The 22100-nt window shown below is 47.2% G+C and carries 23 protein-coding genes; 4 read left to right on the top strand and 19 right to left on the bottom strand.

Features of this window, described 5'->3' with window-relative positions:
• Window positions 1–10: 10 nt before the first annotated feature.
• The 18 genes from PG915_RS12100 to PG915_RS12185 form a co-directional block, all read right to left on the bottom strand.
• Window positions 11–460 carry a flagellar protein FlaG gene (locus tag PG915_RS12100; protein ID WP_353496747.1) on the bottom strand — a complete coding sequence of 150 codons (450 nt, stop codon included), beginning with the start codon at window positions 458–460 and terminating at the stop codon, window positions 11–13.
• 136 nt (window positions 461–596) lie between these two features.
• The gene (locus PG915_RS12105) at window positions 597–1727 is read right to left on the bottom strand and encodes a flagellin (RefSeq protein WP_353496748.1); all 1131 of its coding nucleotides are present in this window, start codon (window positions 1725–1727) and stop codon (window positions 597–599) included.
• Window positions 1728–2024: 297 nt separating this feature from the next.
• The gene (locus PG915_RS12110) at window positions 2025–3158 is read right to left on the bottom strand and encodes a flagellin (protein WP_353496749.1); all 1134 of its coding nucleotides are present in this window, start codon (window positions 3156–3158) and stop codon (window positions 2025–2027) included.
• A gap of 540 nt (window positions 3159–3698) precedes the next feature.
• Complete coding sequence (locus PG915_RS12115; protein ID WP_353496750.1) at window positions 3699–4835, bottom strand: flagellin; 1137 nt, start codon at window positions 4833–4835, stop codon at window positions 3699–3701.
• 396 nt (window positions 4836–5231) lie between these two features.
• On the bottom strand, window positions 5232–6425 hold the full coding sequence (flgL, locus tag PG915_RS12120) for a flagellar hook-associated protein FlgL (RefSeq protein WP_353496751.1): 1194 nt from the start codon (window positions 6423–6425) through the stop codon (window positions 5232–5234).
• Window positions 6426–6438: 13 nt separating this feature from the next.
• Window positions 6439–8319, bottom strand: a complete 1881-nt coding sequence (gene flgK / locus PG915_RS12125; RefSeq protein WP_353496752.1) for a flagellar hook-associated protein FlgK — start codon at window positions 8317–8319, stop codon at window positions 6439–6441.
• A gap of 213 nt (window positions 8320–8532) precedes the next feature.
• Window positions 8533–9477 carry a flagellar assembly peptidoglycan hydrolase FlgJ gene (gene flgJ, locus PG915_RS12130; protein ID WP_353496753.1) on the bottom strand — a complete coding sequence of 315 codons (945 nt, stop codon included), beginning with the start codon at window positions 9475–9477 and terminating at the stop codon, window positions 8533–8535.
• Between the two features lie 10 nt (window positions 9478–9487).
• Entirely contained in the window at window positions 9488–10579 is a 1092-nt protein-coding gene (locus PG915_RS12135; RefSeq protein WP_338164992.1) for a flagellar basal body P-ring protein FlgI, read from the bottom strand.
• Window positions 10580–10649: 70 nt separating this feature from the next.
• Window positions 10650–11423: a flagellar basal body L-ring protein FlgH gene (flgH, locus tag PG915_RS12140; protein WP_353496754.1), complete on the bottom strand. Its 774-nt coding sequence runs from the start codon at window positions 11421–11423 to the stop codon at window positions 10650–10652.
• Between the two features lie 15 nt (window positions 11424–11438).
• The gene (gene flgG / locus PG915_RS12145) at window positions 11439–12227 is read right to left on the bottom strand and encodes a flagellar basal-body rod protein FlgG (RefSeq protein WP_112462175.1); all 789 of its coding nucleotides are present in this window, start codon (window positions 12225–12227) and stop codon (window positions 11439–11441) included.
• 24 nt (window positions 12228–12251) lie between these two features.
• Entirely contained in the window at window positions 12252–13001 is a 750-nt protein-coding gene (gene flgF / locus PG915_RS12150) for a flagellar basal-body rod protein FlgF (RefSeq protein ID WP_353496755.1), read from the bottom strand.
• Between the two features lie 58 nt (window positions 13002–13059).
• Complete coding sequence (locus PG915_RS12155) at window positions 13060–13236, bottom strand: hypothetical protein (RefSeq protein WP_353496756.1); 177 nt, start codon at window positions 13234–13236, stop codon at window positions 13060–13062.
• Between the two features lie 18 nt (window positions 13237–13254).
• On the bottom strand, window positions 13255–14559 hold the full coding sequence (gene flgE / locus PG915_RS12160) for a flagellar hook protein FlgE (protein WP_353496757.1): 1305 nt from the start codon (window positions 14557–14559) through the stop codon (window positions 13255–13257).
• Between the two features lie 26 nt (window positions 14560–14585).
• Window positions 14586–15293, bottom strand: coding sequence for a flagellar hook assembly protein FlgD (gene flgD / locus PG915_RS12165; protein ID WP_353496758.1), 708 nt, complete (start codon window positions 15291–15293; stop codon window positions 14586–14588).
• A 16-nt stretch (window positions 15294–15309) separates the two neighbouring features.
• The gene (flgC, locus tag PG915_RS12170; RefSeq protein WP_042496991.1) at window positions 15310–15726 is read right to left on the bottom strand and encodes a flagellar basal body rod protein FlgC; all 417 of its coding nucleotides are present in this window, start codon (window positions 15724–15726) and stop codon (window positions 15310–15312) included.
• 5 nt (window positions 15727–15731) lie between these two features.
• Window positions 15732–16127: a flagellar basal body rod protein FlgB gene (gene flgB / locus PG915_RS12175; RefSeq protein ID WP_042496988.1), complete on the bottom strand. Its 396-nt coding sequence runs from the start codon at window positions 16125–16127 to the stop codon at window positions 15732–15734.
• A 285-nt stretch (window positions 16128–16412) separates the two neighbouring features.
• On the bottom strand, window positions 16413–17243 hold the full coding sequence (locus PG915_RS12180) for a CheR family methyltransferase (RefSeq protein WP_353496759.1): 831 nt from the start codon (window positions 17241–17243) through the stop codon (window positions 16413–16415).
• Window positions 17244–17324: 81 nt separating this feature from the next.
• Complete coding sequence (locus PG915_RS12185) at window positions 17325–18260, bottom strand: chemotaxis protein CheV (RefSeq protein ID WP_042496983.1); 936 nt, start codon at window positions 18258–18260, stop codon at window positions 17325–17327.
• Window positions 18261–18336: 76 nt separating this feature from the next.
• Between PG915_RS12185 and flgA the strand changes: the two genes are divergently transcribed.
• The 3 genes from flgA to PG915_RS12200 all read left to right on the top strand — a co-directional run bounded on the left by flgA (window position 18337) and on the right by PG915_RS12200 (window position 19991).
• On the top strand, window positions 18337–19083 hold the full coding sequence (gene flgA / locus PG915_RS12190) for a flagellar basal body P-ring formation chaperone FlgA (RefSeq protein WP_353496760.1): 747 nt from the start codon (window positions 18337–18339) through the stop codon (window positions 19081–19083).
• Between the two features lie 127 nt (window positions 19084–19210).
• Window positions 19211–19528, top strand: coding sequence for a flagellar biosynthesis anti-sigma factor FlgM (gene flgM / locus PG915_RS12195; protein ID WP_353496761.1), 318 nt, complete (start codon window positions 19211–19213; stop codon window positions 19526–19528).
• Window positions 19529–19565: 37 nt separating this feature from the next.
• Complete coding sequence (locus tag PG915_RS12200) at window positions 19566–19991, top strand: flagella synthesis protein FlgN (protein WP_042496979.1); 426 nt, start codon at window positions 19566–19568, stop codon at window positions 19989–19991.
• 32 nt (window positions 19992–20023) lie between these two features.
• On the opposite strand, the gene PG915_RS12205 is transcribed toward PG915_RS12200, so the two are convergent.
• Complete coding sequence (locus PG915_RS12205) at window positions 20024–21337, bottom strand: GGDEF domain-containing protein (protein WP_353496762.1); 1314 nt, start codon at window positions 21335–21337, stop codon at window positions 20024–20026.
• Between the two features lie 351 nt (window positions 21338–21688).
• On the opposite strand from PG915_RS12205, the gene PG915_RS12210 reads away from it, so the two are divergent.
• On the top strand, window positions 21689–22048 hold the full coding sequence (locus tag PG915_RS12210; protein ID WP_353496763.1) for a PilZ domain-containing protein: 360 nt from the start codon (window positions 21689–21691) through the stop codon (window positions 22046–22048).
• Window positions 22049–22100: the final 52 nt, after the last annotated feature.

The raw sequence follows: 22100 nt of genomic DNA on the forward strand, positions 1-22100 counted from the left end.
GAGTCAGGCATTACACCAGCATGTCTATGGTTAACGAGCCATGCTGTTCGATGCGGCGTAAAACGTCGAGCAGTTCTTCATCCGGAAACTGGCGGATCACATCCCCCGTTTCCTTGGCATACACCGTGAAAATGTTGCGTCCAGATTCTTCGTCGACACTAAACGCTAATCCCGTATTCATGTCGCTTAAAAATTTATCCAGTCGCTCGACCATTTTCTCGCGCTCAACATCATTAAGTTGCTGTCGCTCGTTGGCAATGCGTTGAATGACTTCGGTGACTTTCTTGTTAGTCAGCTCCGGCGTCTCGGTTTTATTGACCTCGTCAACCGACTGAGATTTCTCTTTATTCTCGATCGTTAGCTGTTGCGAGGCGGCATCTTTAGTATTTTTTGAAGCAAGTTCTGTGCCACTCGATGAGGCAAAAGGCTGAAGGTTCGATGCGTAGGATGAAATGTCCATTCTCGCTCTCCCGTTTCTAACCTCGTATTGTCCAACTCCAACAAAGGTACTTCTTGTTGAGCAATAACATTGAAATTGGAAGTTGACGGTAAAGGGATGTTACCGCCAACCAACCTGCCTAAGGTCTACGACGAAATTAGCCTAGTAGGCTAAGTGCCGCCGATGGAGACTGTTTAGCTTGAGCAAGAATCGATGTACTTGCTTGTTGCAAGATTTGATTCTTAGTCATAGACGTCGTCTCTTTTGCGTAGTCCGTGTCTTTAATGCGGCTGTTTGACGCATTCACGTTCTCGTTGATGTTGCTAAGGTTGTTGATTGCGTGGTTGAAACGGTTTTGGAAAGCACCAAGTTCAGCACGCTGAGAGTCAACACTCTTAAGTGCGCCATCAAGCACTGCAACCGCTTCTTGAGCGCCAGCTACCGATGTTACATCGATATCTTTCACTGTCACATCTTGACCCGCGCCGATGCTAAGATCAGATGCTAGAGAGCCACCAAACGTCACATCGCCCGTTACTTTTTGCGTTGAAGCGTAAAGCTGCAGTTTGCCATCATCGCCAACAGACGCTTTCACATCTTCACTTTGACCATTGATGTACGTCGCTAGCTGCTCGATGTCATCACCTTCTTTTGCGGTGATATCCAAGCTAACAGCGTCGCCTTGTTTGTTGGTGTAAGACATCGTCAGGTTAGCACCTGTGCCAACAGCCCAATCTGCGTCTGCGCTGACTGTTGAACCGTAGCTCTTACCACCCATTTCAGCTGTATCAGAACGTAAGTTACCCATAGAAAGCATTACAGCTTCACCAGAGTCGGCACCGATTTGGAAAGATTGTGTGCCGTAAGTACCGTTAAGAAGACGGTTACCACCGAAAGAGGTAGTTTCTGCGATACGGTTAAGTTCGTCGTTAAGCGCTGTTACTTCTTCTTGAATAGCAACACGCTCTGACTTTGAGTTTGAGCCGTTAGAAGATTGAAGCGATAGGTCACGCATACGTTGCAGGATATTGGTGGTCTCGTTCATCGCACCTTCTGCAGTTTGCGCGATAGAAATACCATCATTCGCATTTTTCACCGCCATATCTAGACCGCGGCTTTGCGACGTCAAACGGTTAGAAATCTGTAGACCCGCAGCGTCATCTTTTGCGCTGTTGATTTTATAGCCAGAAGACAAACGCTCCATTGATTTTTGTGTACCTTCCGCAGCGGTATTCAGATAACGCTGGGCGGTCATTGCAGACACGTTAGTGTTTACATTAATTGCCATATTGATCTCCTTAGGCATTTAGGGGTAGATGGCCTCTGTGTCTCTCACCTCACGTTGGCACATCTGATTTCATTTCTCTCAATCCCTGTAACGGCGATTCATTTAGAAGCTTTAGAAAAAAAATGTGTTTTTTTTATCGCAAATTCAATTGATTGAATAAATGTGAGTTTGATCGTGATAAGCCAGGTGTATTGACAGTAGAAAATGACTAAGGCTGGGAGAAATCATGGGAGCGTTAAAAGGGCGAAAAAAAACCAGAGCCGAAGCTCTGGTTTGTATAACTGGTTAGGTATTTGATTAACCCAGTAGGCTAAGTGCCGCGTTTGGCGCCTGTTTCGCTTGCGCCAAGATTGAGCTTGATGCTTGCGATAGGATTTGGTTCTTAGTCATCGCCGTCGTTTCTTTCGCGAAGTCAGTATCTTTGATACGGCTCTTCGACGCGTTCACGTTCTCGTTGATGTTATCCAAGTTGTTGATTGCGTGGTTGAAACGGTTTTGGAATGCACCAAGCTCTGCACGGTGGCTGTCCACGTATTTTAGAGCTGAGTCTAGGATAGCAACCGATTCTTGCGCGCCGCCAACAGATGTTACATCAATCGTGTCTACTGTCACCGCTTGGCCTGCTTGCATGTCTAAGTCACTTGCTAGACCACCAGAGAATGCCACTGCGCCATCAACTTTGTTGTTACCAGCGAATACTTGTAGCTTACCATCTTGGTCAACAGACGCTTTCACCATGTCAGTTTGACCATTGATGTACGTCGCTAGTTGCTCAACGTCATCACCTTCTTTCGCGTTGATGGTGATAGATTGTGCGTCGCCAAAGCTGTCTGTTAGATCAATCGTTAGGTCGTTAGCACCTGCCGCTACGCTCCAGTCTTTGTCTTTCGCGTTAGCAGCTTGGTAGCTAGTGCCACCCATTTGTGCGTTGTCAGAGCGCATATCACGTAGGCTCAGCATAACCGCTTCACCGTTGTCAGCACCAATTTGGAATGACTTAGTACCGTGTGTGCCGTTAAGTAGCTTGTTACCACCGAAAGACGTGGTTTCTGCGATACGGTTTAGCTCGTCATTTAGCGCTGTCACTTCTTCTTGAATCGCAACACGCTCAGCTTTTGAGTTAGAGCCGTTTGATGATTGAAGTGATAGGTCACGCATACGTTGCAAGATGTTGGTGGTCTCGTTCATCGCACCTTCAGCGGTTTGTGCGATTGAGATACCATCGTTAGCGTTACGAACAGCAACATCAAGACCACGGCTTTGTACGTTCAAACGGTTAGAGATTTGTAGACCCGCAGCGTCGTCTTTCGCGCTGTTGATTTTATGACCTGAAGCTAAACGCTCCATTGACGCTTGCTGAGATTGGTTTGCGTTGTTTAGGTAACGCTGCGCTGTCATCGCTGATACGTTTGTATTTACATTCACTGCCATGTTGTTTCTCCAATTGATTTTCCGGTGTAGCGGTTTCCGACGTCTCGGAAAACCAAGTAGTTCTCTCAAAGTTAATCTTTTAACGACACGGTGAAAAAAACCTTTAGGAAAAAACGGAAAAAATTTAAATAAAACATCCGTTTGATTACGAAATGAGCAAACAGCAATAGATTGCAAAAAAAGTGCTAAAGATCTCTCATTGGCGGCCGAAACAATCAGATTTTTCGCTTTAAAATTGGCTTAGAGAGTACGGAATGGAAGAGGTTGAGGTGGCAAAAGGTTGAGTGGATAAACAGATTTCTGGTAACACAAAAAAGAAAAAGCCCCTATTCCTTTGAGAGAACTGGGGCTGGATGGAAGCCATGGCCTGTGTGGAGATCAAGAGAAATGAACACAATCCGGCGTTCCGACATACCTCATGGCCGTATCAGGGCAGGTTGAGAGAGAGAGCCCCAACACTTTCACAAGGTATGCTTGCCAAGCATTAAGATAATTGCGCCACGTCTGGCTAGGTATCTTCTGCTTTATCTGGATGTCTTACTATTGTAGTAGAGACATCGCAGAGTTAGGCAACTGTTTCGCTTGAGCAAGAATCGAGGTACCTGCTTGTTGCAGGATCTGGTTCTTGGTCATAGCGGTTGTCTCTTTAGCGAAATCGGTATCCTTGATGCGGCTATTCGACGCTTCAACGTTTTCTTGGATGTTCGCCAAGTTATTAATACTGTGACTCAGACGGTTTTGCTTCGCACCAAGGTCTGCACGCTGCGCGTCGACATACTTAAGCGCTGAATCGAGTACCGAGATAGCGTTTTGCGAGCCGGCTACCGTGGTCATGTCAATATCTTGTACCGTGGTTTGCAGTCCAGTGTTAGTCAGATCTAAGTCCGACGCAAGGCCACCAGAGATCGTTACATCTCCTTCTAAGTCTGGCTCCGCGATAAAGATTTGCAGCTCACCGTTATCACCCACCGATGCATTTACCAAGTCAGACTGACCATTGATGTAGGTCGCTAGCTGCTCGATGTCATCACCCGCTTTCGCAGCAATGTCTACGGTTACCGCTTCACCCGCTTTCGTGGTGAACTCGAATTTTAAGTCAGCGGCATTCGGTGCTACCGACCAGCTTGAATCTTTTGCATTCGCTGCAGTAAACGTGGTGCCGCCCATACGGAAGTCGTCAGCACGGATGCTAGTTAGGCCCATGATCATGGCTTCACCAGAATTAGCACCGATTTGGAATGATGCATCGCCAAACGAGCCGTTAAGCAAGCGACGACCACCAAACGAGGTGGTTTCTGCAATACGGTTTAGTTCCGCTTGCAGAGCTGTCGACTCTTCATTGATAGCCTGACGCTCTGATGGCGAGTTAGTGCCGTTTGACGATTGAATCGCGAGATCACGCATACGCTGCAGAATATTGGTCGACTCATTCATCGCCCCTTCTGCCGTTTGTGCAATCGAGATACCATCGTTAGCGTTTCGCATTGCCACGTCCAAACCACGAGACTGCGCAGTTAGGCGGTTAGAAATTTGCAGACCCGCTGCATCGTCTTTGGCACTGTTAATTTTGTGGCCTGATGACAAACGTTCCATCGACGTATTTAAGTCATTCGAAGACTTATTGAGATAACGCTGCGCGGTCATCGCAGAAACGTTAGTACTTACTGTAATTGCCATTTTGCTCTCCTAAATGAGTTCGCAAGCGCTTCAAGTTGGATTGCGAAGCGGCCAGATAGCCGTTGGCAACGACTGACCGTCTACATCCACCTGATACCCCGTATCAGATGGAGTATCTGTTCAAATTCTCTGCCTGAGCCCTGCCAAAACGGCAAAGCACAGTGGTTCAATTTAGTTAATACAAATCACGTGCCAAGTTTTGGAACCTGAATCATGTTTCGCTTAAGTTATTAACAATCAATAAGTTAAACCCATAGCATTCATCACACAGATGCATTCTGGGAAACTTATTGATAAGAGTGGCAATGTGGCTGTACGCTGTTTTGCCGCTCTTAACTTTGCATTCCTGCTCCTAAGGCTTGGCACATAGGGCAACCGAGAACACAAAGCGAAGAATTATAAATAGTTAAATAAAGTCAGATCTTTGGTCTTACCAAACGCAAGCTGCGAGGCTTGCAGCGCTCTTGAATTCTCTTCAAATTCAATCACCGCTTTTGAGTAATCCAGATCCTCAAAATTGCTTTTCGAGCGCGCTAGCGAGATTTTGAAATCTTCATGCTGCGCCTCTTGAATATCTAATGTCCCGAGCCTTGCGCCGGTATCAGTGCGCGCCTTAGTCAAATGCATAAACGCAGTATGAAATTGCTCTGTGGCTTGATGCAGCTCAGCACTGGCACTGGCATCGGCGACATCGTTATCCATTCCGACAATGGCATCGCGAAACGTATCGAAAACACTAAAGGTTTTTTGTGGTTCAAGCTCAATGGCATCACCCGGCGTGATTTGACCTCGAACGCGAATGTTCAACCCTTCGAACTCAACACCAGTTTTCGGATCGTAGTCGTCCGCTTTCACCACTGCGCCATCGCGCTCTAGCTGATAGCCAAAGCTATCATTGCCCATATCGACAAAAGTCACTTTGTAGCGGCTCTCATCACTGGCGTTACTGTTGGTGGCTCGTTGCAATAGCAGCTCTGAAGCATTTTGCAGCTGATAGTTTGCTGAATAGTCGCCAAATGGGTTTTCAATTTCCATAAACAGCTTGCTGCCAGGATCGCTGGTCGCAATTTCCATGCTGTTTGAAATACGCATCTTGCGTTGGTAGTCATCACCGGCGTACGACATCTTGCCATTGCTATCAACAAAAAACGGCTGAGTACGACTCTTAGTACCTGCAAACGTGTAGTTGCCGGATTCATCTTGCGTGTTTGCTAGTGCCAAAAAGTTCACCGCCAACTCTTCAATTTGGCGCGCCTTAGCTTCGCGGTCTTGTGGCGACAGCGCACCGTTGATCGCTTCCATGGTTAAGCGCTTGGCGTGGTCGGCAAATTGCTCGGTTTCACGCAGCATCACTTCTTGATGCTCTAGACGGTTACGAGACAGCACGATTGAGTCAGTATGCTGGTTTAGCTGTTCGGTTTGCTGACCCACTTTCTGCAGGTAGTGCACCGCTAGCGGATCATCCGCAGGCTTTTGTAGCTGTTTACCTGACGCTAGCTGCGCCTGGTTGTGGTGAATTTTATTTTCCTGACGACGCAGGTCATTTTGAACAGTTTGATAGTTATGAAAACTAGAAATGCGATTCATCATGTTCCATTACCTCCTATCGCAATGCCAAAATGGTATCGAAGGTTTCATTGGCCGCCTGCATCACGCGTGATGAGGCCATATACGCCTGCTGAAACTTCATCATATTTGCCGCTTCTTCATCTAGGTTTACCCCAGAGATGGACGCGATACGGCTTTTCGCCGATTCGTGTTCAAGATTGGCCACTTCTTGCAATCGAGTTGCCGTAGACGCTTTCAGGCCAACCTCGGTATTTAGATTGTGATAAACATCGATTACCGTCGAGTTACCACCATTCAACGTTTTGTCTGTTTGAATGTTGATCATTTTGCGAAGGTTACCGTTATCACCTTGCGCTGGGTTTAGGTTTGCGGCAAACCGGTCGTTGGGTAGCGCGCCATCAGTCAGCTCAAAGGTCGTGCCCAAGATGGTAACAGGATCGGTTGGCGGATATAGCTGAGGCGTCAGTAATACATTGCCTTGCTTATCCGTGACTGCAAATTCTTTCCCGGTTGGCGATACATGGACTTCGAACTCACGAAGTTGGCCTGCGCCAAGAATGGTAAATTTAGCGTTACCTTGAGCACGTGTAGAAGAAGCCTCAAAGCTGTTTGCAGCGATAGTTTTTGGATCATCGGTCGCCATTTTCATCGTCGCAGCGCCATTTCGCGTAGGTCTTAGCAGGACTTGCTCACCTACTTCAGGGGCGTTTTTGATGTTGACCAGCATGCCATCTAGATAAAACGCACCCGAGCTAACATTCACGTCCACGGTTTGCTTTTCACCATTTGGTTTGGTGACCAAGTAGTTATTGCCATCAAATCGCAGCTCGTATTCACCGCCTTGCAGTTCGCTCGTATCGGCAATGTATACCGCCATATCGGCTTTAGAGTTTGGCGCAGTCACCACTCGTGATTTGGCAATCACTTCGCTATTTACGTCAACGAAAATGTCGGCACCCACTTGACCATTAAGATCCAAACCTTGATTTTGCAACTTGTTGACTTCAAAAGAGAACGCGGTGGCGAGCTTACCTAACTCGTCCATAATGAATGGGATCTCTTTATCACGCAGATCCAACATCCCTTCGATCTTACCGCCAATGTCATCGGCTTTGATTGGTTTGATCCCCTTGCCTTCGACCATGGCTAAGCGTCTTTGGTGAACGTCGGGCGAGCCGTCGATCATCTTCAATTGGCTTGCTTCCGTGCCAGAGACTAGAGTGTGGCCATTGCCAATGTGAACATTAAACCCTTCTGATTGAGCCTTAGGTGTCACCGTTACTTTGGTGTACTCCGATAGCTCTTTGATAAGCAGCTCGTGCTTATCCATCAAATCAATGTGCGGCCCTGGTGTTCTCACCATTAGACGATGAACGTCGCGGATCTCATGAGCAAGCTGGTTAACACGCTCAATACCCATATCCAACTTTTTGTTGGCGGTATCGGCTTGCTGACGCATCGATTCGTGAAAGTTGTTCATGGTTTGACGAATCAAATCCGCCTTTTCAAGCACCACAGTACGAGCACCAATATCATTCGGTGTATCGGCAAGCGTTTTGACTGAATCAAACCAGTCATTAAGGTTTTCTGGAATTTTTTTCGACGCCACCGATGACAGCATGCCCGACAACAAATCGAGATTGGACAAGCTCTCATTGCGAAAATTCATCTGAGTGGTGGCCATATTGAGCTCTTTGACGGCAAACTGATCCCAAGAGCGGCGAACATTTTCCACATGCACACCCATACCGTAGGTTTGCCCACCAAACTGCCTAGGGTCACTGGTACCCTGAACTACAGATTGACGGCTGTAACCATCTGTATTTGCATTAGAAATGTTATGACCAGTCGTGGTTAACTGTCTCTGAGCTGTGAGTACACTTTGTGACCCTAAGTTCAGAAGATCTGACGCCATATCGCCCCCAAAAACCTCAAAATCGGGCAATAATCATCATGATTTGCCCGTCGTTGATAGTTAAAATGCAACATGTATGCCAGTTGCTAGAAAATGCCGGAAGCGAATGTTTTTATGGATAAAAAACGACCGATGAACGACCGTTTTCTTAAGCTAGAAACGACATCGCTCGGCAAAGATGCCGAGCGATGGTAATTAGAATCTTGATGACAACTAAAGCGCCATGTCATCAATCTGCTTTTTAACCCTAAGTACCTTATCGGCATAGCTTGGGTCGGTGGCGTAACCTGCTTGATGAATATCACGAATGAATGACTCAGAGCCTTCACTGCGATTTAGTGCCGATTGGTAGCGTGGGTTTTCATTCAAGAACTGCACATAGTCATTAAAGCTATCTTCATAGGTGCGATAAGAGCGGAATGCAGCACGCTCTTGCACTGGCACATTTTGGTGGTATTCCAGAGTTTGCGTTGCCACCTTATCACCACCCCAACTGCGATCTGCTTTGATGTTGAACAGGTTGTTACTGCTACCTTGGCTATTGTTGACCACTTTTTGTCCCCAGCCCGTTTCCAGTGCCGCTTGCGCTAGAAGGAGTGAAGAGTCCACACCCAAAGAACTCGCGGCGCGATCGGCGTAAGGTTTCAGTGAGCTCACAAAAGTCTCTGGCGTTGCAAAATCGACTTGTTTGGCGTTCGTTCTTGTTCCATCAAGTCCCAATGCTGCAGCTGTACGACGCGCCTTAGCTTCATCGTACTTGGCTTCACGCTCTGGCAAATCAAACGACTCATTGCGCACACGAAGTTCATGATTGCTTGCCGATTGAGCTTCAGGCGCACGTGCCGCACCAAGCTGAGCAACAATCATGTCCGCAAGCCCAAGAGAGCCATTCGCGCTTAGCTCACTCGACATCTGTTCATCGAGCATTTGACGATAAAACTGGTTGTTTTGGTTCATGGATAAGTCTGACTCGAAATGGGTATTCGCATCACGCATCGACTTAAGCATCATGGTGGTAAAGATTGACTCGAACTGACGCGCTGCCGCTTTCAGCGCTGCGTCATCGTCCCCTTCTTTACCGCTGACAGCTTGCTGACGAAGTTTGTCTAGGCTACCGATATCGTGAATAAATCCGATATCGTTGGGATTTTTCATCATGTTAGCGCTCCTAGATTACGATCAGCTGGCCTTCGATAGCGCCTGCTTGTTTTAACGCTTGTAGGATAGCCATGAGATCCGATGGCGCCGCGCCTACTTCATTCACCGCACGCACCAAATCATCCAGTGTTAAACCCGGCTCAAACTTAAACATTTTGCCTGATCCTTCAGTCACTTGAATGTCTGAATTAGGCACAACCACCGTTTCACCACCAGCGAATGCGTTAGGCTGACTAACACGTAGGTTTTCTTTAATGGCGACCGTCATACCGCCGTGAGTCACTGCCGCTGCTTTTAGCTTGACGTGTTTACCCACAACGATGGTGCCAGTTCGAGAGTTAACAATGATTTTTGCGCCGCTGTCGGCGGTATCAAATTCCACGTTTTCAACCGCAGATAGGAAGGCAACGCGCTGGCTTAAGTCACGTGGCGCACGAACGCGTACCGAAGTTGCATCCAATGCGTTCGCCATTTGCGGCCCCAAGAAGTCATTGATGGCATTCGCCATGTTTTGTGCAGTGGTAAAGTCTGACTCTAGTAGGTTAAAGGTGATGTAGTCACCGCGAGAAAATGGGCTTGGTACTTCACGTTCGACCGTCGCACCACTTGAAATCATACCTACAACTGGGTTGTTACCAACAATCTTTGAGCCATCTAGACCTTCGGCACTAAAGCCACTCACAACCAGGTTACCCTGAGCGACCGCATAAACCTCACCATCCAAACCTTGCATGAAGGTTTGCATCAGTGTGCCGCCGCGGAGGCTTTTTGCCGCGCCGATAGAGGACACGGTGACATCAATCTTTTGCCCCGGCTTTGAGAAAGCCGGCAACTCTGCGGTTACAATCACCGCGGCCACGTTTTTGAACTTAGGCTTGAAACCGATCGGCATTTGAATACCGAATTTTTCCAGCATTGAACGAAAGCTCTGCTCGGTAAACGGCGTTTTTTCACCGGTACCTGGTAGACCCGTTACCAGACCATAACCCACCAGTTGGTTACTACGCACACCGGCAACTTCTGACACATCCTTGATGCGTGCCGCTTGCACACTTGCCGCGGCAAAGCACAAACCCAATAGTAAAAACGTAAACTTTTTCATGATGTTACCCTAAAAACAAACAAACCCTCTTAGGAGAGGGTTTGCCGCTTACGATTCGATTAATCCACTCCTATAGGGAGACATTAAAAAATCGTGCCAAGAATCCAGGTTCTTGCATATCTTGTTGAGTTCCAGTGCCAGAATACTGAATTCGTGCGTTAGAAATACGATTTGACGCAATGGTGTTATCAAACTCAATGTCATCTGGACGAATGGTGCCACTAAGTCGAATGTACTCGTCACCGGTATTCAATGTTAACCATTTTTCGCCGCGAATCACCAGATTGCCATTTGCCAATACCTCAATGACTTCAACGGTAATTGAACCAGAAATGCTGTTGCTTTGGTTTGCTGATGCATTGCCTTTAAAGTTATTGTCGTTTTTAAGCTCATAAGAGAAGTCATAGTCGTTAATCGTCACCGGACGACCACCCACCGCCAATGGCTCCATAGATGAGTCATTGGCTTTCGACAAATCGGCATCGGCACTTTTTGCCGCTTTGGTGGCTTCATTCAGCTCGACAGTGATGATGTCGCCAATACCACGTGGTTTGGAATCATCATACCAATCGCGAGCGTAATTGGTGTTAAACAGTGAACCTGTCGCCGCCGCATAATGCTCTGGCTTATTTTTTGGGTGAATCGGCGCCCAGGCAGGATCGTCAGCAACCGGATCCGTTCGGCCGCGTAGCGTATCCACAATGCCAGTTGATTGAGAGCGATCACCCTCGACGGCATCAACCGCTGTGGTGCTATCAGCGACTTCGTCGACAGTTTCTTGCGGGCCAAACTGCGCACAACCAGACAACACAGCCAATAGCGAGATACAAAACAGTTTTTTCATAAGTCAGGCCTCTAGCTACAGCTGCTGGTTAGCAAAGCTCATCATCTTGTCAACTGACGAGATCACTTTGGAGTTCATTTCATACACGCGCTGCGCTTCAATCATGTTGACCAGTTCTTCCGTCACGTTCACGTTTGATGTTTCTAGTGTTGATTGACGAATTTTACCAAAGCCATCAAGACCTGGAATGCCTTCGTTTGGATCGCCACTGGCGCCCGTTGGCAAGTAAAGGTTTTGACCAATCGGCTCAAGGCCGCCTGGGTTAATAAAATCAACGGTCGTGATGTTACCGACCACTTGATTATCTTGTTGGCCACGCACACGTACTGACACTTCACCATCCGTACCCACGGTAATCGAAATTGCATCTTCTGGAATGGCAATTTCTGGCTCTAGCGCATAACCTGCACCCGACGTCACAATGATGCCTTCATCGTTTAACGTGAACTGACCATTACGGCTATAACCGATGTTGCCGTCTGGCATCAGTACTTGGAAGAAACCATCGCCTTCAATCATCATATCTAGACTGTTCGTCGTGGTTTGTGCATTGCCTGGTGTGTGGATTTTCTGGGTCGCAACCACTTTTGAACCGGCACCTAACATTAAGCCACTTGGCAGCTCTGTGTTTTGCGATGACTGACCACCAGGTTGATTAATGTTTTGATAAAACAGATCTTCAAATACCGCGCGGCTTTTCTTGTAGCCAACGGTTGAGGCGTTCGCCAAGTTGTTTGAGATGGTTGAAATATTGGTTTGCTGCGCGTCTAAGCCAGTCTTACTTACCCAAAGTGCCGGATGCATATTCTTCCCCTATGTCCTTACCAATTAACCCATGCGAAGCAGTGAATCAGACGCTTTGTCCATGTCTTCTGCTGTGCTCATGAGTTTCACCTGCATCTCAAACTGACGCTGCAGATCAATTAAACTTGTCATCTCACCAACGGCATTCACGTTACTGCCCTCAACCGCGCCGGTCATCACTTGCACGGCGGCAGACGCTTCAAAACCAAGCGCAGGATCTTTGCTGCGGAACAAACCGTTAGTGTCTTTGAATAGTGAGCGGTTATCTGTGTTGGTGAGTTTGATTCGATCCACCACTTCCATCTCATCTGCTGGCGCGTCTTGAGGAATAACCGATACCGTGCCATCACGGCCGATTTCGATTTTTCTTAGTGGGATTGGCACCGTGATCGGTGTACCACGCTCACCAAGAACCAAATGGCCGTTGCTGTTCGCTAGAAGACCATTTTGATCAACACGCAAACTGCCGTTACGGGTGAGGCCTTCTTTGCCGGTTTTATCCAGCACAGAAATCCAACCTTGGCCTTCAATGGTGACATCGAGATCACGACCTGTGGTCACAACACTGCCCTGCTCAAAGCTATGGCCTGGACGCTCTGTCATGCTAAACACACGGCTTGGCAACCCTTCGCCATACGCTTGCATTGAGCGCGCTTGGGCAAGGTCGGCACGAAAGCCAGGTGTGCTTGCGTTAGCAAGGTTGTTCGCTCTTAGCTGCAAAGCTTGCATATTTTGCTTCGCTCCGCTCATGGCGAGATACAGGGCACGATCCATTGATAGCTCCAACATTCAAAGTACTAGAGCGTTAAAGCAATCTCTGTGCCAAAAAATATTATTTATATTTATCAGTAATATAGGAAGATTTTATAGGCATAATTGCCAGATCGGCAAGGGCGGCAGGCGCGGCAATGGCAAAGGAAAACGGCAACGCGGCACCGGGCGGCAAAGCATTGCTGAAAAAACGCACAAAGCCGCGTGACAGGCAAACGCCCATCACGCGGTCAATCAATTGTCGAGCTAGGTCCGATTAACGAATTTGCAGGATGTTTTGTTGCAGCTGGTTATGTACATCCAATGCACGAGAGTTCGCTTGAAAGTTACGCTGCGCTGAAATCAAATCCACCAGCTCTTGAGTCATGTCGATATTCGACTGCTCAAGGGTGCCGTTATTAACGGTACCAAAAGAGCCTTTGTTGGATTCACCCCAGATCTTTTCACCAGATGCAGAAGTCGAATCCCACTGAGTACCGCCTTTCTTGTCAAGGCCTTGCTCGTTTGCAACTCGAACCAATGCCACACGGCCAAGGTTCACGTTTTTGCCGTTTGAGTAAGTACCCAACACGTTGCCTGCTTCATCAAAATCAACTTTAGTCAAAAAGCCTGGCATCGCGCCATCTTCATCCAGCTTAGTGATTTCAAACGGAGCAGCAAATGATGTATGTGTGCCCAGCTTCAGGTTAATTGCCTGTGAAGGATCAGCGTCGTTCAAATCAATACCTGCGGTCGCGAAATCAACGGTTTTCACTGGCGCGCCACCATTCACCTGGTTAAAGGTGCCATCATTTTTAAATGTAATGGAGTGACCCACGTGGCCGTTTGCTGCCGTCGTATCACCACCGTCAATGTTCAGTGGCTTTTCACCCTGACCATCCGTTAGTGTGTAGAACGCATTCCAAGTGTTTGGCGTGGCTGGGTTGCTTGACTTGAGGTAGTAGGTGGTCATCTTGTAAGACTGACCTTTTGAATCGGTCACTGTTACCGATGTTGCACGGTCATAAGACGTTTCATCGTTAAAGTTAAACAGTGTCGGATCGTTTTCTTCCGCGCTCGCTGGCAGGTTCGCACCTAGTTCAACGTTCTTCGTCGCTTCAGGAACACCATATTCCGCTCGAACTTCAATCGGCTCTGCTTCATAAGAAGTCACTTGGTCAGTTTTTGGATCGACCTTATAACCAAGCAGGAACTCATCGTTAGACGTTACGAGCATGTTATCTTTGTTTAAGTGAAACGCACCGTTACGCGTCAGTTCGTTTTGCTGCGGAGTAAGGCGATCTTTTGCCACTGCAAAGAAACCTGTGCCGCTGATACGAAGATCCATTGGGTTGTTGGTATAAATACTTGACCCTTCATGGAACTGCTGCGCGACTTTGCTCGCCTGCGCACCGCCACCCGGAGTGGTTTTTGCGTTAGTGAACAAAGAGTTTGAGTACACATCACCAAATTCAGCACGCGACTCTTTAAAGCCGTATGTGTTGGCGTTGGCAATGTTGTTACTGGTGGTGTTCAGATCTAGCTGTGCCGCAGATAGACCGCTTAAAGATACATATGACATTCCTAATCTCCTAATCTAACCAGCGGTTATGCTTTGCCGACTTCCAGTACTTCTGCTAGTCGAACTGGACTTTCAAAGCCAGCTAGGTTGAGCAGTACGTTTCCATCGCCTTTACCAAGAAGTACACTGTTGACGTTGGCGTACGTCGACACTTCAAACTCTCGGCTTTCTCCTTCCATCAAGCCAGAAGCTTTCACTCTGTACTTGCCAGCAGGCATTGGATTACCTTGATCATCTTTGCCGTCCCATTCTACGCGTGCATCGCCACCAGGCTGTGCACCTACATCGAAGGAACGAACCAATTGACCCATTTCATTTTCTACACGAACAAGCACGTTATCCATTGATTGCGGCAGCTTCACCATTGCAGCCATACCGGCATCAGCAGGTTTGATACCTGCTGCCCCAGGCACCAGAACGTCACGTCCTACTAACGAAGACGCCTGCAACGCTTGGTTAGAGGTCATTGATGAGTTAAGGCTTTCGAACTGAGTGTTCATTTTGCCAATACCATCAACGGTCGCGAACGACGCCATTTGCGCAATCATTTGGTCATTACTGACCGGCTTAAACGGATCCTGTTGAGACAACTGCTTAGTGAGTAGTGACAGGAAGTCTTCTTGCTTGAGATCCTGTTTACCCGTGCTCTCTTCAGTCTTGCTTTGATCTTGCAGTTTTTTTAATTGGTCAAGGTAGGATAAACTGCCTTGACCAACATTGTTGATTCCAGCCATGTGCTATCTCCTATCTCTATTTACCCATTCGCAGTGTGCTCATGAGCATCTGCTTACTCGCATCCGCCACCTGAACATTGGTCTGGTAAGAGCGAGATGCTGAGATCATGTTTGCCATCTCTTCCATCACGTTAACGTTCGGCTTGTAGATGTAGCCTTCATCGTTCGCCAATGGATGATCTGGGTTGTATTCCGCGCTAAGTGGTTTATCACTTTCCACAATGCCCATCACTTTCACAGGCACGGTGTGGTCGCGGTTATATTTTGCTTTGCTCAGCTCAGCACCAAACACGGCATGGCGTGCCTTGTAGGTGTCTTTCGCTGAACTACTAATGCTGTCGGCATTGGCGAGGTTACTTGAGGTGGTGTTTAGACGAACCGATTCGGCGCTCATCGCGCTACCCGTTACATTGAAAACGTTAAATAAGCTCATCTAAATTACTCCCCTTTGATCGCTTTGGTCATGTTTTTGAACTTGCTTCCTAGAAAATCAATAGAAGCTTGGTGACGCAATTGGTTCTGCATGAACAAGTTTCGCTCTAGATCCACATCGACGGTATTGCCGTCGCCCGTATCTGGTTGAGTCGGCGTACGGTACAACACTTCGCCAGAAACATTGGTGGAGGCAGAAATGTGCCGTCCATCGGTGCGACTAAGACCAATACTTGCCCCTGAGCTTGCCGCTTTTAACGCACGGTCAAAGTCCATCCCTTTCGCCTTAAAGCCAGGAGTATTTGCCTGTGCAATATTGGTAGAGATGACTTCTGCATTCTTTTCACGTACCCCGACGGTATGTTGGTGAATGCCTAGTGCATTGTTAAAAGAGATGGCCATTTAAACCTCATCGTTCAAAAACAGGTGCCTGTCATAGTTACAAAGCAATATCCGCGCCAAAAATGTTTACCAATGTAAAAATTGCCTTCATTTTCGTGCAAGCGGACGATTTAGTGAGTGCTATAACGATAACTGTCTAGCAAACACTGCGCCAATAAGGCGTTGGATGATTCGGAATGTCATCGCACCGCTCATCCAAAGCGGCGCTATGGGTGAGCATAGCAAATAAAAAAGCCTTGGTGATACACCAAGGCTTTGAGAAGGAGTAACCATTAACGTAAATAGTTAGGATTTGAGCTTGTAAATAATGCCCGGGTTACAACGCACCATTTCAAATTGGTCAGTCAAACCCGTCAGCGACTCTGACGCGCCTAGCAGCAAATAACCGCCAGGGTTTAGGCTACGTGCCATTTGGTTGAGTACTTTGGCCTTCATATCCGGCGAGAAGTAAATCAATACGTTGCGACAGAAAATAATGTCAAACTTACCCAGCAACGCGTAAGAGTCCATTAGGTTCTGAGGCCTAAAGTTGACCAAACGCTTGACGTTGTCTTTGACTTTCATCTTACCGTTGCCCGCATCTTCAAAAAACACGCGGCGACGCTCAGGCGACAATCCGCGTCCTAGCGCTAGATTGTCATATTCACCGACTCGGCACATGTCGAGCATGGTATTGGAAATATCCGTGGCAGTGATCGACACATTTGGAAGTAAACCAGGCTTCTTGGTTTGCGTCTCTAAAATGGTCATGGCCATCGAATACGGCTCTTGGCCTGATGAGCTTGCCGCTGACCAAATTTTTATTGGTCTTTTGTTTGCCGCCGCTTCAGGTAGGAGCTTATCGGCAAGCACCGTAAACGGATAACCATCGCGAAACCATAAAGTCTCGTTGGTGGTCATGGCATCTACTGCGGCAATGCGTAACTCGCGGTTACGTCCAATGACAACCTCTTTTAACAGCTGTGACAAAGTGCCTAAACCAAACTTTGATACCAATGGGCTCAAACGGCTACGCACTAAATATTGCTTGCTATCACCAAGCACAATGCCGCATTGGGATTCCAAAAAGCGGCTAAATTCACGATACTCTTGATCGCTAATGGTTATCGCTGTCATTCAATTCTCTATACTACTTTACTAAAGGCTTGCTTTTTAAGGCTGCATTTTACACAGCCGACAAGCTCTCATTTTTTACTTTTAGTCAGCGATGACTGCGGCTTTTACAGCGCCTCCAAGCTCTTCTGGGTTGAACTTGGCGATAAACTCATTGGCGCCCACTCGCTCAACCATCGCTTGGTTAAATACACCACTTAACGAGGTATGAAGGATAATGTGCAAATCTTTCAGCTCAGCGTGACGGCGAACCTCTGCCGTTAACGTGTAGCCGTCCATCTCTGGCATTTCAATATCAGAGATAAGCAGGGAAATTTGGTCGTGAATGTTACCTTCAGCGGCCATTTCTACCAGCTTGTTGTACGCTTCTTTGCCATCTTTAACCAAAATGGCTTCAAAGCCAATAGACTCTATCGCTCGTTGTACCTGTTTTCTCGCAACAGCCGAGTCATCGGCAATCATAATGCGTTTTACCATTGGCTTCTGCTTTTTCTGCTCTGCCACAGCAATTTCTTCGACAATGCGATGATCCATTTCCTCACGCACTGGTGAAATCTCCGCAAGGATCTTTTCTACATCAAGAATTTCAACCAGCTCATTATCAATATTGGTGACGGCAGTCAGGTAGTTTTCTTTACCAGCACCTTCTGGAGGCGGCAAAATCGACTCCCAGTGCATGTTGATAATGCGTTCAACAGAGCTGACTAAAAAGCCTTGTACACTGCGGTTAAACTCGGAAATGACAACAAAGCAATTCTCAATATCGGTGGTTGGTCGACCACCTACTGCTAAGCTCAAATCAATCACTGAAATAGTCTGACCACGGATGTGCGCGACCCCTTTCACTAACGGATTTAGGTTAGGCATACGGGTGAGCTTTGGACACTGCAGCACTTCTTTAACTTTGAACACGTTAATACCGTAACGCTGGCGGCCCATCAAACGAAAGGTCAACAGCTCTAGTCGGTTTTGACCTACTAGCTGAGTTCGTTGATTCACCGAATCCAAGATACCGGTCATAAGTTCATCTCCATCTCAAACTTTTAAGCTAAAAAAGTGATAGTCTATCTCGGCCTCAGAGAATCCGAGAAACAGAATGCTGTATTATAAGACATCTTTTTTGCATACTTCCAGCCGCACTTTTAGGCAAAAGTGTCACTGGCTTTGCCTCTTTATCGTCTGGCACGCGATATTCTTTAGCGTATTAACGCACGCAGCAACGCCTGAGCAAATAGAAAACATTCAAAAGGCTGCCCAAGCTCATGTTTTAGAGACCATTGAGCAGCCCCTTGGTGGTGAAATCGTGGCAACCCCTGGCCGGATAGACAGTCGCATCCATGCAACTGATTGCCCTTCACCACTCGAAACCTCATCGTCGACAACGAGAAATACCAGTAGCAATGTAACTGTATTGGTTGAATGCCCAGAAGATAACTGGCGTATCTACGTGCCGGTTAGAATGTCTATTTCGATGCCTCTGGTGACGGCGACAAGGCCACTCTCTCGCGGCAGTTTGGTGGAAGCTCACGATGTCTCCATGACCATGGTGGATAAGAACCGCGCACGACGTGGCGGTTTTAGCGACATGAACAGTGTCGTTGGTGCTAAACTTAAGCGCAACGTAAAACTGGGTGATGTTATCGAGCGCAACGATGTCTGCGTAGTTTGTCGCAACGAAAAAGTAGTGATTCGGGCTGTAAAAAGCGAGATGACCATCTCCACTAGGGGCACGGCACTGTCGGATGGCGCTCATGGCGATCAAGTAAGAGTGAAAAATGACAAGTCTCAGCGTATAATTGAGGGAATTGTCACCGGTGTTGCAGAAATTACCGTTAATTTTTGATTTTTTTCTAAAGATTTTGATTTGCACGTCGATATGGACGGTATACACAAATACATTGTGTGACATTCAAGGCTACAATACGTGGCCACAACCAACGCAATATTGAGCAATTTTATAAGGCGAAACTATGGCAGGCATTGATAACATTCGATCTGGACAGACGCTAACGACGACAAGTCGCGCACCTGCTCGTTCGGACGCCAGCAAAGAAAGCGCGTCAACTCAAGTTGGTCAACCTTCAGCAAAGCAAGACGCTGTCACATTGAGCCAAGGCGGTAAAGCCATTGGTCAAATGCATCAGCAAATGGCTAGCCAACCTAGCTTTGACTCGGCAAAAGTCGCAGCAATCAAAGACGCGATCGCAAACGGTTCTTACACCGTTGATGCAGAAAAGCTGGCTGATAACATGATGAAGTTTGAAGACGAACTTGGCGGATTACGATAATCGCGTCCGCAGACTCACTAAATTTTAGGTACAGGTAATGGCAGCACTTGTTGATTTGATTGACTACCAACTCAAAAACGCAAAAGCCCTGTCTCTTCTTCTTGCGGAAGAGACCAAAGCCATCGCGGCGCGCGAATCCAGCGAGATCGAACGCATTGCAAAAGAAAAGATGACGCTAGTCGGCCAATTACAACAGACCGATAAACGTTTAAGTGAACACCAAGACGTTCACCGTCTCACCGATGAAGCACCACTAGCCCAAAAAGTGGCCGACATTAAGTCGATCGTTCTCGACTGCCAACAACTTAACGACATCAACGGCCAAAGCTTGCAGCGCGCTCAGTTAAGTTTTAATAAACTCAACAACCTAATGCAGCAAAGCCACGGCAAAATAGGCATGACCTACAACGCTGGCGGGCAAACGCATACCTTATCGACACTCGGCACTAACCTAAAAGCTTAGAGCGAACGCTTAGAGTTGAACCTTTATCCTCACTATGCCATTGGCTCTGCAGCCAGATAAAACCCCGTCGACACTCGATTTTTTCCATCTTTTTTGGACTGATACAAGGCTTTGTCTGCTCGCTCAAGATTGTCTTGCAGTGTGGCACTCCTATCGACATTCGTTACCCCTACCGAGCACGTCACGGGCAAATAAAGGCTTAACTGGCTGTCGGCAATCGATTTTCGAAGACGCTCAGCAATCCGAGTGGCAACGGTGTGGTTTTTAGCACTGCAGATCACGACAAACTCTTCCCCACCCCAGCGGCCAATTACCGCATCTTCGCGCAAATGCGCTGTCAACGTGGTAGCAAGATTCACCAGTATCGCATCCCCTTCGTTATGTCCGTAGGTATCGTTAATGCGTTTGAAGTTATCGATATCCAACAGAATCAAAAACAGTGTCTCTTTAATGTCCAGTCGCTGTAAATAACGCTCCTGGACACCTTGACGGTTATAGAGACCCGTGAGTTTATCTAGCGAGGCCAGTTTTCTGTATTTGTCCCGCTCTCTATTGGCATGGGTTAAACTCATGTCCAGAAGTGACGCTCTATTCTGATTTGCCTGAAGAGAACGTTTGAGAGCAATAAGACGCACTAACACATCGACAGTGACGGCAAGCATCCATGCCGCCACCAGAACAAACTGGACTTCAAATAGCGTTAGCCATTTACCGACAAACTCCACAGAGCGCACCGTTATCGTGGTGTTTTTTCTGGCATGACTGTCGCCAGTCGCAATTTGAATGTCCGTGACATTATCAAGCCGCGCCGAATGGTCAGAAATTTTAGAGTGCAAAAATGACCACCATGAAGGCACGTAAAAGTTGGCAATCGGTAGCGAGTAGGAATAAGTGGGCTGATTAACAGGAATGATGGTTTGCAGATTGGCTCTAGAAATGGTCGCGGTTGATATTGCATCATGCTCGGCATTAAGCAAATAAACCAGTACCGAATCCTGAAGATCGGAGGCTTCTGAATAAGACAGCTTGATTTGCACAGAGTGAAAACGCCGTAAATCCAGCCCTTGCACTGCTCGTGAGGACGTTGGGATCATCACACTGCAAAAAGGAAACGTATTGGAGCGGCGAGTCTGACACGTAAAACTCAAGGTGCTATCGCGCTGAACAAAATGTCCGAGAGAGTTGCCGCCGTTGATGGCATCATTCATCATCGAGATTCCTGGAACATCAAGGTCAATACGCTGAGTGACGTTCATTCCCCAGTGATACCACGCCAGAAAGCTCAAACTTAGAACGGCCAGCACCGCATAGCCATTCTCTCTTCTAATAATACTCTGCCAATGCACTATACTTCCCTCCCTGAAAGAAAGCGCTTACTATATGTAGGGTATATTAGCTGATTTTAAATTACCCGTAATCAATAGAAACTGATCGTGAAACCGTGTTTTCAATCACATCTATAGTGACAAAATTGAGATAATAGACCACCATTCTCATACCCTATTATCGCTTTATTGATACCTTACACAATCCCATATATTGCCTTTTAATTAGATACTTACGCTACTTAATTTATTAGATCACAAAATTGAATTCCAATACTAGCCAGCCGGCAAGGCCTGTTGCTAATGTTGTCAATGTCATCATGATTTTATAAAGTCATCGTTTACCACAACACATGGACGTGGGGTTACACTATGAAAGCGCTTACCGAATATCGAGAGGCCATTACCTCTAGCGAGCTTAGGGAACACCCTCGCTTTGCTATGCGTTACGCAAAAGGCTCTATCAGGAAAACTGGCCTATTTTCAAGCTATACCACGATGAACATTATCGATATATCTAAAGGCGGCATCGGTGTGGAGTGTCAAAAAATGCTGATGGTAGGGGAACGCGTCGAGGTGAAGGTCGGTAACAAGAGGTACACTGGCCAAGTGGTGTTTGGTAGCCAGATGTTAGGCAGCCGTCAACTTAGGATTGGCATTCAGTTCACCGACAAGCTTGGCATCTCAGACATGCTGTTTTTTGGCGCCCCGGTGCAAATTGCGATGGCTTGACCCATAAACAAACGGGGCGGCAATGGTTTACATTGCCGCCCCGTCATATTCC

The sequence above is a fragment of the Vibrio sp. CB1-14 genome (assembly GCF_040412085.2).
Taxonomy (GTDB): Bacteria; Pseudomonadota; Gammaproteobacteria; order Enterobacterales; family Vibrionaceae; genus Vibrio; species Vibrio chaetopteri.